The sequence below is a fragment of the Collinsella aerofaciens ATCC 25986 genome (assembly GCF_964259375.1).
Taxonomy (GTDB): Bacteria; Actinomycetota; Coriobacteriia; order Coriobacteriales; family Coriobacteriaceae; genus Collinsella; species Collinsella aerofaciens_BO.
On record NZ_CAXVJM010000002.1, the window covers coordinates 24414 to 38549 of the forward strand.

At 63.4% G+C, this 14136-nt stretch carries 14 protein-coding genes; all 14 read left to right on the plus strand.

Features of this window, described 5'->3' with window-relative positions; translation table 11 throughout:
- The first annotated feature begins 79 nt into the window (after positions 1–79).
- The 14 genes from ACEXKH_RS01080 (at position 80) to ACEXKH_RS01145 (ending at position 14042) form a co-directional block, all read left to right on the plus strand.
- A complete protein-coding gene (locus ACEXKH_RS01080) occupies positions 80–2761 on the plus strand; it encodes a cation-translocating P-type ATPase (RefSeq protein WP_373572760.1) in 2682 nt (893 codons plus the stop codon).
- A 469-nt stretch (positions 2762–3230) separates the two neighbouring features.
- Complete coding sequence (gene rsgA / locus ACEXKH_RS01085) at positions 3231–4184, plus strand: ribosome small subunit-dependent GTPase A (protein WP_373572850.1); 954 nt, start codon at positions 3231–3233, stop codon at positions 4182–4184.
- Between the two features lie 252 nt (positions 4185–4436).
- A complete protein-coding gene (gene cpaB / locus ACEXKH_RS01090; RefSeq protein WP_373572761.1) occupies positions 4437–5096 on the plus strand; it encodes a Flp pilus assembly protein CpaB in 660 nt (219 codons plus the stop codon).
- Positions 5096–6745: a nucleotide-binding protein gene (locus ACEXKH_RS01095; RefSeq protein ID WP_373572762.1), complete on the plus strand. Its 1650-nt coding sequence runs from the start codon at positions 5096–5098 to the stop codon at positions 6743–6745. The genes cpaB and ACEXKH_RS01095 overlap by 1 nt, the downstream gene beginning before the upstream one ends.
- A complete protein-coding gene (locus ACEXKH_RS01100) occupies positions 6742–8070 on the plus strand; it encodes a CpaF family protein (protein ID WP_373572763.1) in 1329 nt (442 codons plus the stop codon). Before ACEXKH_RS01095 ends, ACEXKH_RS01100 begins: the two co-directional genes overlap by 4 nt.
- Positions 8043–8969 (plus strand): type II secretion system F family protein, encoded by a 927-nt coding sequence (locus ACEXKH_RS01105; RefSeq protein WP_271737158.1) that lies wholly within the window; start codon positions 8043–8045, stop codon positions 8967–8969. Before ACEXKH_RS01100 ends, ACEXKH_RS01105 begins: the two co-directional genes overlap by 28 nt.
- Positions 8966–9607 (plus strand): type II secretion system F family protein, encoded by a 642-nt coding sequence (locus tag ACEXKH_RS01110; RefSeq protein ID WP_225094199.1) that lies wholly within the window; start codon positions 8966–8968, stop codon positions 9605–9607. The genes ACEXKH_RS01105 and ACEXKH_RS01110 overlap by 4 nt, the downstream gene beginning before the upstream one ends.
- A 10-nt stretch (positions 9608–9617) precedes the next feature.
- Complete coding sequence (locus ACEXKH_RS01115; RefSeq protein WP_195234238.1) at positions 9618–9851, plus strand: hypothetical protein; 234 nt, start codon at positions 9618–9620, stop codon at positions 9849–9851.
- A 59-nt stretch (positions 9852–9910) separates the two neighbouring features.
- Positions 9911–10378, plus strand: a complete 468-nt coding sequence (locus tag ACEXKH_RS01120; protein WP_271737157.1) for a hypothetical protein — start codon at positions 9911–9913, stop codon at positions 10376–10378.
- A gap of 1 nt (position 10379) precedes the next feature.
- Positions 10380–10598, plus strand: a complete 219-nt coding sequence (locus ACEXKH_RS01125) for a hypothetical protein (RefSeq protein ID WP_271737156.1) — start codon at positions 10380–10382, stop codon at positions 10596–10598.
- Entirely contained in the window at positions 10573–11073 is a 501-nt protein-coding gene (locus ACEXKH_RS01130) for a TadE/TadG family type IV pilus assembly protein (protein ID WP_271737155.1), read from the plus strand. The genes ACEXKH_RS01125 and ACEXKH_RS01130 overlap by 26 nt, the downstream gene beginning before the upstream one ends.
- On the plus strand, positions 11045–13210 hold the full coding sequence (locus tag ACEXKH_RS01135; protein WP_373572764.1) for a hypothetical protein: 2166 nt from the start codon (positions 11045–11047) through the stop codon (positions 13208–13210). The genes ACEXKH_RS01130 and ACEXKH_RS01135 overlap by 29 nt, the downstream gene beginning before the upstream one ends.
- Positions 13210–13686, plus strand: a complete 477-nt coding sequence (locus tag ACEXKH_RS01140) for a hypothetical protein (RefSeq protein ID WP_373572765.1) — start codon at positions 13210–13212, stop codon at positions 13684–13686. Before ACEXKH_RS01135 ends, ACEXKH_RS01140 begins: the two co-directional genes overlap by 1 nt.
- Entirely contained in the window at positions 13683–14042 is a 360-nt protein-coding gene (locus ACEXKH_RS01145) for a DUF192 domain-containing protein (protein ID WP_373572766.1), read from the plus strand. Before ACEXKH_RS01140 ends, ACEXKH_RS01145 begins: the two co-directional genes overlap by 4 nt.
- The last annotated feature ends 94 nt before the right edge of the window (positions 14043–14136 follow it).

Below are 14136 nucleotides of genomic sequence, written 5' to 3' on the forward strand. Positions count from 1 at the left end.
TGAGCCCTTGCCCTTCTCCTGGGAATTATGATCGGGCATCAATCTGCTGAGTGGCCCGAATCCCAGGAGGGGACTCTATATGCAAAAGGAATACCTGTCCGCCGCGGCGGAGGTACTCAGCGACCAGGGTGTCGATGAGAACCTCGGCCTGAGCAACGACGAGGCGTCGTCGCGCCTCGCCAAGACAGGCCCTAACAAGCTTGAGGAAGCCGAGAAAACGCCGCTGTGGAAGCGCTTCTTTGAGCAGATGGCCGATCCCATGGTCATCATGCTGATCGTTGCCGCCGTCATCAGCGCACTCACGGGCATGGTCAAGGGCGAGCCCGACTTTGCCGACGTCGCCATTATTATGTTCGTCGTTATCGTCAACTCGGTGCTGGGCGTGGTCCAGGAAGCCAAGAGCGAGGAGGCTCTCGAGGCGCTGCAGGAGATGAGCGCGGCGCAGTCCAAGGTGCTGCGCGACGGCAAGCTCGTGCACCTGCCGAGCGCCGAGCTCGTCCCCGGCGACGTGATCATGCTCGAGGCGGGCGACTCCGTCCCGGCCGACTGCCGCGTACTCGAGAGCGCCACGATGAAGATCGAAGAGGCCGCACTGACCGGCGAGTCCGTGCCGGTCGAGAAGCACGCCAACGTGATCGAGCTCGCCGCGGGCACCGACGACGTGCCGCTCGGTGACCGTAAGAACATGTGCTACATGGGCTCCACTGTGGTGTACGGTCGCGGTCGCGCCGTCGTGGTCGGCACCGGTATGAACACCGAGATGGGCAAGATTGCCGGCGCCCTGGCCGAGGCCAAGGAAGAGCTCACGCCGCTGCAGGTGAAGCTCGCCGAGCTCAGCCGCATCCTTACCATCATGGTTATCGTCATCTGCGTCGTCATCTTTGGCGTCGACATCATCCGTCACGGCGTGGGCAACGTTCTCACCGACCCGACTGCCCTGCTCGACACCTTTATGGTCGCCGTTTCGCTCGCCGTCGCTGCCATCCCCGAGGGCCTGGTCGCCGTCGTGACCATCGTGCTGTCGCTTGGCGTGACCAAGATGGCCAAGCGCCAGGCAATCATCCGCAAGCTCTCTGCCGTCGAGACCCTCGGCTGCACACAGACCATCTGCTCCGACAAGACCGGCACCCTTACCCAAAACAAGATGACCGTCGTCAAGCACGAGCTCGCTGCGCCCAAGGAGAAGTTCTTGGCCGGCATGGCGCTGTGCTCCGATGCCCAGTGGGACGAGGAGCTGGGCGAGGCCGTGGGCGAGCCGACCGAGTGCGCACTCGTCAACGATGCCGGCAAGGCTGGTCTTACTGGCCTGACTGCCGAACACCCGCGCGTGGGCGAGGCCCCGTTCGACTCGGGCCGTAAGATGATGTCCGTGGTCGTCGAGACCCTGGACGGCGAGTACGAGCAGTACACCAAGGGCGCGCCCGACGTGGTGATTGGCCTGTGCACCCATATCTACGAGGGCGATAAGGTTGTGCCCCTGACCGAGGAGCGCCGCGCCGAGCTCGTGGCAGCCAACAAGGCCATGGCCGACGAGGCCCTGCGCGTGCTGGCGCTGGCGAGCCGCACCTACACCGAGGTTCCCGCCGACTGCAGCCCCGCTGCGCTCGAGCATGACCTGGTCTTCTGCGGCCTGTCCGGCATGATCGACCCGGTCCGTCCCGAGGTGGCCGACGCTATCCGCGAGGCGCACGACGCCGGCATCCGCACTGTCATGATTACGGGCGACCACATCGACACCGCCGTGGCCATCGCCAGGCAGCTGGGCATCGTCGCCGATCGCAGCCAGGCTATCACCGGTGCCGACCTCGACCGCATGAGCGACGAGGAGCTCGACGCGCACATCGAGGACTACGGCGTGTACGCCCGTGTCCAGCCCGAGCACAAGACCCGCATCGTCGAGGCTTGGAAGTCGCGCGACCAGATCGTCGCCATGACGGGCGACGGCGTCAACGATGCCCCGTCCATCAAGCGCGCCGACATCGGCGTGGGTATGGGCATCACCGGCACCGACGTCACCAAGAACGTCGCCGACATGGTGCTTGCTGACGATAACTTCGCCACCATCATCGGTGCCTGCGAAGAGGGCCGTCGCATCTACGACAACATCCGCAAGGTCATCCAGTTCCTGCTTTCGGCCAACCTTGCCGAAGTCTTCTCGGTATTCATCGCCACGCTCATCGGCTTTACCATCTTCCAGCCGGTGCAGCTGCTGTGGGTGAACCTGGTCACCGACTGCTTCCCCGCGCTCGCGCTGGGCATGGAGGATGCCGAGGGCGACATCATGAAGCGCAAGCCGCGCAACGCCAAGGACGGTGTCTTTGCCGGACATATGGGTCTGGACTGTGTGGTCCAGGGCCTAATCATCACCGTGCTGGTGCTGGCGAGCTTCTTTGTGGGCGTGTACTTTGACATGGGCTACATCCACATCGCCGATATGATCGCCGGTAATGCCGACGAGGAAGGCGTGATGATGGCATTCATCACGCTCAACATGGTCGAGATCTTCCACTGCTTTAATATGCGCAGCCGTCGTGCGTCGCTGTTTAGCATGAAGAAGCAGAACAAGTGGCTGTGGGCTTCGGCCGCGCTGGCGCTGGTGCTGACGGTGATCGTAACCGTGCAGCCGACGCTTGCCGAGATGTTCTTTGGCCCCGTGACGCTTGAGCTTAAGGGCGTTATCGCCGCGCTGGGCTTGGCCTTCCTGATCATCCCGCTGATGGAGATCTACAAGGCGATCATGCGCGCGGTCGAGAAGGAGTAGGTCGAAAGGCTATCCTTCCCGCCGGCCCGACCGCCTGCGGGGTTTCTTCTTCGCTGGTCCTCGCGCTTCGCGCTGCGGGATCGCTCAGAAGAAACTCCTCCCGGCGGGCGGGCCTTCGGATAGCCTCTCGGGACCGTAAGCTGAGGGAAAGTGTGTGAGCTGGTCGGGCTTTGCCCGGCCAGCTCTTTTTGATTTAAAATACCTGCTCAGTTGTGATTTTGGGTACTGGGAGGCGTTTGTGGGCAAGGCTAAGGCTAAGGCGAAGAAAAAGACGACGGGGGCGCGGGCTAAGCGCGATCGTCGTCGGAAGCTCGCGACCGAAGCCCCTGCATCTGCTGAGGAGCTGCTGGCAAGCGTACCGGGGCTTGACGCGTTGCAGGATGTTCCGGCGTTCGATGACCTGCCGGTCGATGCGGCTCAGCAGGCTGCATTTGACGACTTTTGCGCACAGGCCGAGGAGCCCGAGCAGATGCAGCTCGGTGCCGTGGTGCGCCTGGACCGCGGGTTTCCGCTGGTGGCGACTGCCGATGACACGTTTCGTGCCGAGCATGCCGTAGGGTTTGCCAAGTCGCGTGGCGAGGACGAGGTCTTGCTGCCCGCTGTGGGCGACCGCGTGGCGGTTCGCCGTGCTCCCGGGCACGACATGGGCGTCATCGAGTGCGTACTACCGCGCCGTACGAGCTTTGAGCGTTGGCGTGGCCGTGCCCGCGGTGAGCGCCAGGTGCTCTGCTCCAACGTCGACAGCGTGCTGATCGTGCAGGCGCTCGGCGCCGGCGAGGTGCTGCTCGATCGCGTGGCGCGCTCACTGGTGTTGGCGCTCGACTGCGACGCCGAGCCGGTGGTGGTACTTACCAAGGCCGACCGCTGCGACGCCGACGAGCTCGAGCGCGATCTGGATCGCGTGCGCCGTCTGGTGGGTCCGGTCGTGCGCGTGATCGTGACGTCTTCTGCCGAGGGCCTCGGCCTGGACGAGGTTCGCGCCTGCGTGCCGGCTGGGAGCTGTGCCATGATCTTGGGCGAGTCGGGCGCCGGCAAGTCGACGCTGCTCAATGCGCTGCTGGGTCACGATGCGCTAGCCACTGGCGGCGTGCGCGAGCGTGATGACCAGGGTCGCCACACCACGGTTGCGCGCGTGATGGTGACGCTGCCGGGCGACGCCGGCGTGATCGCCGATGCCCCGGGCCTGCGCAGCCTGCCGCTCGTGGGACATGAGCGGGGTCTGGCGCGTGCCTTCCCCGAGATCGTCGAGGCGTCGCGTGCGTGCCGGTTTGGCGATTGCACGCACACTCATGAGCCGGGTTGTGCCGTTCGCGAGGCCGAGGACGCGGGGCAGATCGACAGCCTGCGCCTGGAGACGTTCCAAAACCTGGCGTCATCCATGCGCGTGAGTGCCCAAATGCTCGACCCCGATGTCCATCTGTAATTGATTTTTCCTATGACAGCCGCCTCCCAACTGCTTGGGAGGCGGCTTTTTTGCTGCCAAAGCGTCTCGAAATATGCGTTTTGCCGACGTTCTGACCAAAACCTTGCCACGAGCTTGACGGGCTGGTCAGCTTTTGGTCAGCAATTGGTTTGACACGTAAAACCAAGATTGCGATTGCACCGCTTTGCGCCCTGGCCGCCCAGACAATGGTGGTACGGGCATTTGCCCGGTGCTACCTTGAGAGGAGCGGCCGTGAACAAGAGCAAGCGCATCGCCATCAGTCTGGCCGCGGGCGTGCTTGCCGCGGCGCTCTGCATGGTTTACGGCTCGTCGATCCGTTCGCAAGCCGAGCAGGCTCAGGCCGAGACGTTGGCAAAATACGGCGGCGACCGCGTTGAGGTGTGCGTCGCGGCGCGCGATATCGATGCGGGTGAGACCCTCGACGAGACTAATGTCATAACTCAGGAATGGCTGGCGAGTCTGTTGCCGCGTGATGCGGCGACCGAGCTGCGTCAGGTGCGCGGCGACGTGACGACCTCGCGCATTCCCAAAAACGCCGTGATTTGCAATGTCTACACCAAGGCCGAAAGCCACAAGCTCGAGGTGCCTAAAGGCAAGGTTGCCGTTTCGGTGGCGGTCGATGCCGAGCACTCGGTCGGCGGTGCCACGGGCGTGGGCAGCTATGTGGACGTGTACGTGCAAAAAGATGGCGTGACCGATCGTTTGTGCGGCGCGTACGTGATCGATACCAGCGAAGATGCCGGCACCACGCGTGAAGGCAAGATCGAATGGGTGACGCTGGCGGCAGACCCCGAAGATGTCAAGGAACTGCTGGGAGCCTCGGGAAAGGGAACGGTCAGCTTGACGATTCCCGCCACGGCGCGCGGCAAAAAGAGCGGAGGCGACGAGTGATGAAGGCGATCTGGCTTGCGTGCTGCGCGTGCGGTGATTACGGGCTGCTACAGCAGGAAGTCGAGGGCCGCGATGTGGGCGCGCAGGTACTTCGCGTGGGCGACCTGGACGGGCTGGTATCCATGGCGCGGGCGTTTCCGTCGCGCCGCGGTGCCGCCATCATTGCGGCGTCTCTGTTCGATACCGAAGACGTGCGGAAGACCGTTGCGCGCCTGACGGCCGAGGGCCGTGTAAGTCGTGTCGTCGTGTTGATTGAGACGCTCGACCCGTCGGATATCGAGGGGCTGTTTCGCGCGGGGGCGACCGAGGTCATCGCTGCGCACAGTTTGTGCGGCAACGGGCGCGCGGGTGAGGGAACGGTTGATTCCGATCGGCGCATGACGATTGAGCCCGATGCTTTCGTTGATAGGGAACCCGGGGCGCCTCGCGCTACAAGAGGCCCGCGTGTTGATGAATATGGAAAAGCGGAAGCCGAGCATGGTCGGCGCCCCCGGGACCCCCTTGCATACGATGACGCTGGAGGGCCGGTACCGTATGGCGATGACGTTCTGGCTGAAGATATGGGATACGTGCACGGCGTAAATCTGGCCGATGAGCTCGACGAGGTCGAGGGTTTTGCCGGGGCTGACGAGCCGTGTGCCGCTGCGTCTTTGGCTTCGGAACCGCAGTCCGGGCAGCCTGCCATGCCGGCTTGGGCTCAGCGCGTGACCGCGGCGGGGGAGACGGGGGTGTTATCGCCCGCGTCTGTGTCGCCGGTTCCTGCACCGTCAGCCCCCGCGCCGTCGGCGGACTCGTCGATTCCGTCGCGTCGGGTACCGGTCGTCTGCGCCGTTTCGGGTTCGGGCGGTTGCGGCAAGTCGACGATCGTTGCCACCATGGCGCATGCGGCGTCGCTGTTGGGTTTGCGTGCCGCCGTGCTCGACTTGGACCTCATGTTTGGAAACCTATACGATCTGCTGGGCGTCGATGCCCCGCACGATATGGCGACGCTTATCGAGCCGTCGGCGGCGGGCGCACTTGCCGAGCCGGATATCGTGGCCGCATCGATGCGCGTCGCCCCGGGCGTCACGCTCTGGGGGCCTGTCGCGGCCCCCGAGAAGGCCGAGCTCATGGCACGTCCGGTGGAGCTATTGCTCGATGTCTTACGTCGCGAATCCGACGTGGTCTTTGTCGACACCTCGGTCTTTTGGGGTGATGCCGTGGCCGCCGCGGTGGCGGCAAGCGACCGTTGCCTGGTCGTAGGCGATGCGGCGGTATCGTCCGCGACATCCGCTTCGCGCGTCATTGGGCTGGCGAGCCGCGTGGGCGTGCCACGCACGCGCATGAGCGCCGTGTTCAACCGGTTTGGTGCACGCGGTGCCGACGAGGACGTCGCCATGCGCTTCGAGATTGCCTGCGCACTGAGCTCCAAGATCCGCATTGCCGATGGCGGTCAGGACTTGGCCGCGCTCATGGCATTCGGTCGCGCCGATGAGGCAGTGGGTCAGACGAGCGCTTTTGCGACCAGCGTGCGCGAGGCCACGCGCGAGATGCTCGTGGAGCTGGGCTGCGCCGTCGGTCCCTGGAGCGATATGGTCGCTGACCGCGCGACCCGCACCGAGCGCCCGCGCATCCGTCTTCCCTGGTCGCGTGAGGGTGATTCGCGATGAGTCTGCAGACGCGGATTAAAGCCGCTGGCGCGGCCGCTGCGGCTGCCCCCGTTGATGCGGGACGCCGCCGTGCCGTTAAACGCCGCACCAAGCGTGCGGTGATGGACCGCATGGGCTACGACGAGGTGGCGCGCATCAGCGCCTACGTCGACCCTGCCCTTGCCCGCTCTGAGCTACGTCCGGCGGTGGAAGCGGCGCTCAACGTGGAAGAGCCGACCGACTTGGCGACGCCTGAGCGTGAGACCATCATCGACGAGATTCTAGATGACGTGGTGGGCCTGGGACCTCTGCAGCCGCTCATCGAGGACGACACCGTTACCGAAATCATGATCAACGGCTGTCGCTCTGCCTTTTTTGAGCGCAGTGGCGTTTTGTATCCCATCGAGCACGCGTTTGAGGACGACGAGCAGATCCGTGTGCTCATCGACCGTATCATCTCGCCGCTCGGTCGTCGTATCGACGAGCGTAGCCCCATCGTCAACGCCCGCCTCAAGACGGGTTATCGCGTCAACGCGGTGATTCCACCCGTGGCGATCGACGGGCCAATTCTCACCATCCGTAAGTTCTCGGACCGTATCTGTTCGTTGGACGAGCTTGTGGGGTTGGGGTCACTGCCGCTTTGGTATGCGCAGCTGCTGTCGTGCGCGGTGTCGTTGCGGCAGGACTTGGCGGTTGCGGGAGGCACGGGGTCGGGCAAGACCACGCTGCTCAACGCGCTGTCGTGCGAGATTTCCACCGGCGAGCGCATCGTGACGATCGAGGATTCCGCCGAGCTCAAGTTTGCACATCACCCACACGTTGTCCGTCTGGAGGCGCGTGAGGCGTCAATCGAGGGCGAGGGTGCGGTGACGATTCGCGACCTGGTGACCAATGCTCTGCGTATGCGCCCCGATCGCATCGTCGTGGGCGAGGTGCGCGGTGCCGAGTGCTGCGACATGCTGCAGGCCATGAACACGGGCCACGACGGCTCGCTCACCACGCTCCATGCGGGTACCGAGCAGGAGACCGTGGTTCGCCTGACGCTGCTTGCGCGCTACGGCATCGATTTGCCGAGTGAGCTTATCGAAGAGCAGATCGCCATGGCGCTCGACGGCATCGTGATGTCCGAGCGTCATGCAGATGGCAGGCGCTTTGTGGCCTCATATTCGGGGGTTCGCCGCGGCGCGTCGGGCGGTGTTGAGCTCGAGCGCTACGTGACGTTCGATGCCGCCGAACGCACCTGGACGCTCGACCGCGAGCCGCCGTTTATTGCGGAGGGCTTGCGGTTGGGAACGCTCACGCAAGAGGAGGTGGACGAATGGAGATCGCTGTGCCCCTCGTCGTAGGGGGTTTGGCGGGGCTTTCTGTCGCGACGGCGTGTGGGGCAGAGCCTCGTGTGCCGCGGATGCCGCCGGCGGAGCTGGCGCGCCAGACGCTCGAATCGATGGCGGAGAAACTGCCCCGTGAGTTGGCGGAAAACGACCTGCTGACAAAGATTGCCCGCTCGTGGGCGTCGCTGATCCCCGCAGATCGCCTTGGGCTTGCTATTGAGGATAACGCGGCTCGTCTGGCATTTCTGCTGCTGTCGAGCGGTATCTGCAGCGTTTTGCTGGCCGTTACGTCGTTGTCGCCCATCGGCTTTGTCTTGGGGCTGGTGGCGCCGTTTGGCGTGGGCGCCGCGCGTGACACCTTCGATCGCCGACGCGAACAGCATGATGTAGAAGAGGCCATGCCCGAGGCATTCACAGCGTTATCCATGTCGCTTGCCTCGGGGCATTCGCTGGCACAGGGTATGCGCTTTGTGGGCGCCCATGCGCAAGAGCCGGTGCATACCGAGTTTTTGCGGGTGGCGGCGGCAATCGATTGCGGTATCTCGGCGACCGACGCACTCGATGACCTACTCGTTCGCATCGATGCTCCCGGCCTTTCGCTTGTCACCTTGGCGCTCAAAGTATCGCAGCGTACCGGGGCTCCGCTTGCCGGCTTGCTGTCCGAGGCGTCGAGCATGGTGGGTGAGCGCATTGAGCTCAAACGCCGTCTGGACGTTAAGACGTCACAGGCGCGTATGTCGGCACACATGGTCGCGGCGATGCCGGCGGGCATGTGCGCGGTGCTGGCTTTGCTTTCGGCAGACTTTCGCCGCGGTCTTGCGACGCCGGCTGGTGCGGGCGCCGTGGTACTGGGACTTGCCCTCAACGTCGTTGCCCTGGTAGTTATCCGGCGCATTATGCGGGTGGAGCTATGAGCGCCCTGGTCGGGGCCGCGGCTTGTCTGTGTGCCCTGAGTGTATTTGCCGCGACAGGTTTGGAGCGTGCGGATGCTTGCAAGATTGCAGAGACGTGCAAGCGTGAAGCGGTACTGGTCATTGCTGCGGGCTACTCGGTGATTGATACCCTGACTGCGCGAATGAAGGGCGCGATTGGGGCGGGCGGCCCGGCGCGGGTGTCGCTCGGTGAGGTGTCCGAGATGATCGACGTGGTGCGCCTGGGTCTTTCTGCCGGCCTTTCGTTTGATGCGGCGCTCGAGATTTTCTGTGCCAATCGTCGGTCGGTGCTGGCCGTCCGTCTTGAGCGAGCCTGCATGGCATGGCAGGTGGGCGTGGGGACGCGCGAGGCCGAGTTGTTGGCTGCCGCGCGTGATTTGGACGTGAGGGCGCTTGAGACCTTTGCCATCACGGTGGGGCAAGCGCTTGCCCTGGGCGCTCCGCTGGCCGAGACGCTGGCTGCTCAAAGTCGCGAGATCCGTGCGGCCCATCGCGCCGCAGTCGAGCGCGAGATCGAGCGCGCGCCGGTCAAGTTGCTGATTCCCACCGGCACGCTCATCTTGCCGGCGTTGCTTCTGTCCATATTGGGCCCGCTGCTGGGAGCAGGCGGGATGATGTAGGGAGGAATACATGAACACGATGACCGACATTGCGGGCAAGGCTTGGAGCTGGGCTTTTTGCCGGGCAATCCGCGCTCGCCAGCGTGCCGAGGCGCTGTTGCGGGAGGAGAGCGCGCAGGGCACTACCGAATACGCCATCTTGGTCGGCGTGCTCGTAGTGATCGCGATTATCGCCATCGTCGCGTTTAAGAGCAAAGTCGAAGAACTATGGAACGCGATCAAAGACGGCATCAACAGCCTGTAGGAGGCAGGCGGCCTGTTGGTTCGCCGCTGGTGCTCGTCTGTTTGCTCGTGGCAATAGCGGTGACGCTTTGGGGGCTGGGTGTTGCGCGACAGCAGCGTCCAGGCGCTACTGCCGATTTGGGATCGGGCTCGGCGGCGGTGTCACAAGCGGAAGGCGCGCAAGATTCGAGCGGTCAGAATGCCGCCGTCACGGCTCAGACCTTTTTGCAGGCACTCGACGAGCGAGCGGCCAGTGCGACGGAGCCGTCTACAGACAACGCGATTGCGGTTCGGCTCGCATGGTCCGAGGACCGGCCGATGACCGAGGCAGCAGCAGACTTGCTGCGCGCCTACCGCGAGGTGCCTACGGCCCAACTCGCCCTGAGCGGCTATCTCGATATTAAGGGCAACGTATGGGGCGCCATCGTGCGCGATGGGCGAGGCTGGGTCGACATGGTGACGGTTGCCGCGGATGCCGGAGATGCCTCGTGCCGCCTGCGTGCCGTGCGTCTGGTTCCGCAAACAACGGAGTCAAAGGAGGGGTCGTGAAATGCATGATGTCCTGCGTGAGGAATCTGCTCAGTCGACCGTCGAATACGCCATCGTCACCGTGGCGCTGTTGTCGATTGCGCTGGCGATTGCGGGGCTTTGGCGCGCTGGCACCGATGGGCGCTTGGCGGCACTGGTCGAGCGGGCAGCGTCTCATGGCGTCGCCCCATCGTCGGTTATCGATGCCGCGACGGGTGCCAAGGACATCGCTCTGTATTGATATCGCATGCGAGGATCGGGCGCAGTCTACGGTCGAGGCCGCCTTTTTGCTGCCGACGTTTTTGACGCTTATCTTGCTCGCGTTGCAGCCGGTGTGCCTGCTCTATACGCGCGCGGTCATGGAGTCTGCCGCCGCCGAGACCGCGCGGCTTATGACCACGACGACGGTGGAGAACGACGATGACCTTAAGGAGTTCACTCGTCGCAGACTTGCCGCGGTGCCCAACGTCTCGATTTTTCATGCCGGCGGGCCGCTGTCGTGGGATATCGAGTTGGGGCGGGCCGGTGCCGGCGGTGTTTCGTCCGTGTCTGTTGTCGGCGAGGTTAAGCCGCTGCCCGTGATCGGTGCATTTGTGCGGGCCATGGGCAGTGCGGGTGAGGGCGGCTATGTCGAGCTCAAGGTCGACGTCTCGTATCGATCGCGTCCCGAATGGCTGGAGGGAGATTATGATTCATGGATTGCTGCATGGGATTAGGCGCTGCCTGCTGCGGGCGACGCAAGGGCTTGCGGCCCGCCGTCGACCAGGCGCTCGCCGCAAGCGGGGCGGCTTTATGGGCCGCGCCGGTATCGACTTGTTTATCGAAGACGGCGCCTATACCACGCTCTCCTCTGCGGTTGTCATTCTGGTGGTGCTTACGCTGCTGTTTTCGTCGACCGCGGCGATATGGAGTATGTCGCGCGCCGGAGACACCCAGGTGGCGGCCGATAGCGGTGCACTGGCGGGCGCCAACGTGGTGTCGTCCTATCACACAGCCGCCACGGTGGTCGATGCGAGCATTTTGAGTTTGGGCCTGGCGGGGTTTGCCACGATCGGCACCGGCTTGGTTGCCATTCTCATTCCGGGCGCCGAGGTTGTCGGCAGCGATATCATCGATACGGGAACCCAGATCATTAAAACGCGTAACAAGTTTGCTAAAAGCGCGGCAAAGGGCCTGCAAAAGATCGAGACCGCCTTGCCGTACCTGGTTGCCGCGCGCGCCATGCAGGCAGTATCGGCGCAGGATACCGACGGCGTGACCTATACCGGTACGGCGCTTGCCGTGCCTAGGACGTCCGAGTCGGATTTTGTTGCGCTCGAAGGATCCGAAATCTCGACCGATGCCATTAAAGATGCGTCGGAAGATCTGGAGCGCGCGGCCGAGGAGCTACAAAAAGCATCGGAGGAGACGGCGAAGGCCAAAGAGCGCGCCTGGCTAGCGGATTGCGGTGGATCGGATAAAGGTTCGGTCGGCAGCTGTTCGTGTATGTGGGAGCGCGCAAAAAGCCTAACGGATCTCTCCGGTGTTCAAAATCCGCATTACTCATCGAGCGTTACGTGGGAGCCTCAAGTTGCCCTTGATCGCGCGAAGGACTACTACCATTGGCGTCTGACAAATGAGAAACCCCAAGGCTCGAGTGTCGAGATGAAGGCAGAGTCTGCGGCGCGTAAGGCGTTCTATACCTATGCGAGTGCGGAGGTCGATCGGGCATATATAACCGAGAACGGAGACAGGGTTTCCTCCTATATTCCGCTGCTGCCGCGCAACTCTGATGAGGTTCGGGCGACCGAGCTCTACACCGATGCAGTGTGGCCGACGAGCGTGAACGATGGCAAGGCGTATCTGCATTACGGGACGACCTGCCCTAACTACAAGAAAGGAACGCCGAGCGGATTTGCTTCGGTTGCCGATTACGATGGGCAGGATAAATGCAGCAAATGCCATTTTGGCGTTTTGTCGCTTGGTGCTGTTGCGGCGCCTTCAACCTCTATCGAAAACGGCTTCGAGTATCACTTTGACAAGTTTAAAGACGCCCTGGAGGACTACGTCGACTGTCGCAACAAGGAGCTCGAACTCGAGCGTCAGACCCAGGACGAAGCCGACCGTGCGGGCAATGCGTTCGATACCGCCATCAAAGAACTTTCCGGTGAGCGCCCGCGCATCGCGCCGCCCGGCCGCAACGGCGTAGTCGCCTTTGCGGTCTCGGGCGCCATCTCCAGCCCCGACGAGCTCAGCTCCTCGTTTAACACGGCTGTTGAGCTTGGCGATCGTGGTGCAATTTCTGCTGCAGTGCTCGCGCCCGATGATGCGACGGCGCAAAATAACGTTCTCTCGCGGTTTTTCTCGACGCTGGAGGAGCGTTCGGGCGGCGTTGCCGGCGTGCTCGACGGCGTTATGGATGTTTGGGGCCACCTGCTTGTGGGGTACGGAGACATCCAGGGTGCGGCCGACGAGCTTATGGGAGAGCTGATTGGTGGCTTGGGAGGGGGTGGCGGCGCGTTGGGCTCCATCGCGTCCTGGCTCGGTGACACCGTCTCGTCTTCCGTGGCGGCGCTGGGGCTCGAACCGTGCGATTTGCGTCTGCGAAAACCGGTGTTGACCGATACCGCCAATGTCATTAAAAGTCCGGGGTCCGATATCGCGGGCATCTCCAAAACTCAAGATACCCTGCGAAAAATCCCCTTGGGCGTGACTGACCCAAAGGCACTTTGCGAGGCATTGGAATATCACGTCGAGCGCACCATCAGCGGCGCGGTGTTCACGCTTGCGGAGATCCCGCTGCCCGGTGGCGGCTCCATCCCGCTCACTGTCGATGTTGCCACGCTGGCGGGGGCTTTTGGCGGTGGGTCGTAATGGGCGTTCGCACGGGCTTGCGCGAGGAGCGTGCCCAGGCGACGGTCGAGATGGCCGTGGTTACGCCCGTCCTGATCGTGCTGGCTCTCATCGCGTACAACGTCATGATCTTTGCCGGCGCGGTCGCGCGCTTCGACCGCGTGGTGCCCGACATCGTGCTGGCGCACGCTGTGGCGCCGGGCGGGGAGGGTGACGAGAGCTCCATTGACGCTTCCGCGACCGTTCAGGCTCAGATTCAGGATGCCATGGAGGGATATGGCCTACAGGTCGAGGTCTCGAGCGAGCAAGGCAAGGCGTCATCGGATGGTGGCCTGCTCTCTCTTTCTGGTACGTTTAGGACCTATACCTGCACCATGCACTACGAACCGTGGCCGAGTTCGCTGAGCATCGCCGGCGTTTCCCTGGGGGCGCCGGCCGTGCTCACGCATGAACGCGCGGTGACGGTCGATCCGTGGCGTCCGGGGGTGGTCATGTGACCGCGGTCTCGTCCTATATCGCCTACGCGCGGGCGCTCAACATGTTGGACTGGACGCCGGCCGAGTTTGTGGTGGCGGAGTCGTTTACCGTGCGTCTGCGCGGCATGCTGGGACGGCGGCCGATTGCCGCCAGCGGACTGCCGCTTGTCATGGCGTTTCCGCGCTGTTCCTCGGTCCACACCTGCTTTATGGCCTATCCCATCGACATCGCCTTTATCGATCGCAATGGCAATGTCCTCGTGTGTTACGAAAACGTACGTCCCTGGCGCATGTGCTCTTGCCCCGGCGCCTGGGCGGCACTCGAGCGCCCTTCAATCATTGTTTCGCCCCCTGCTCTCCAACGCGTGCCGGCTTAAGGGACTGAGCGAAAAACTTCTTGCGGCCGGTTGATGCTTCTGACGTGCCGTTCTATAGGATCGAGATCGTGGTCGATGTCGCGCTCAAAAACTT

Coding starts and splice junctions, on each gene's coding strand:
- ACEXKH_RS01095 (WP_373572762.1), top strand. CDS start 5,096: ATGAAGGCGATCTGGCTTGCGTGCTGCGCGTGCGGTGATTACGGGCTG.
- ACEXKH_RS01110 (WP_225094199.1), top strand. CDS start 8,966: ATGAGCGCCCTGGTCGGGGCCGCGGCTTGTCTGTGTGCCCTGAGTGTA.
- ACEXKH_RS01125 (WP_271737156.1), top strand. CDS start 10,380: ATGCATGATGTCCTGCGTGAGGAATCTGCTCAGTCGACCGTCGAATAC.
- ACEXKH_RS01100 (WP_373572763.1), top strand. CDS start 6,742: ATGAGTCTGCAGACGCGGATTAAAGCCGCTGGCGCGGCCGCTGCGGCT.
- ACEXKH_RS01135 (WP_373572764.1), top strand. CDS start 11,045: ATGATTCATGGATTGCTGCATGGGATTAGGCGCTGCCTGCTGCGGGCG.
- ACEXKH_RS01105 (WP_271737158.1), top strand. CDS start 8,043: ATGGAGATCGCTGTGCCCCTCGTCGTAGGGGGTTTGGCGGGGCTTTCT.
- ACEXKH_RS01080 (WP_373572760.1), top strand. CDS start 80: ATGCAAAAGGAATACCTGTCCGCCGCGGCGGAGGTACTCAGCGACCAG.
- ACEXKH_RS01140 (WP_373572765.1), top strand. CDS start 13,210: ATGGGCGTTCGCACGGGCTTGCGCGAGGAGCGTGCCCAGGCGACGGTC.
- rsgA (WP_373572850.1), top strand. CDS start 3,231: ATGCAGCTCGGTGCCGTGGTGCGCCTGGACCGCGGGTTTCCGCTGGTG.
- ACEXKH_RS01115 (WP_195234238.1), top strand. CDS start 9,618: ATGAACACGATGACCGACATTGCGGGCAAGGCTTGGAGCTGGGCTTTT.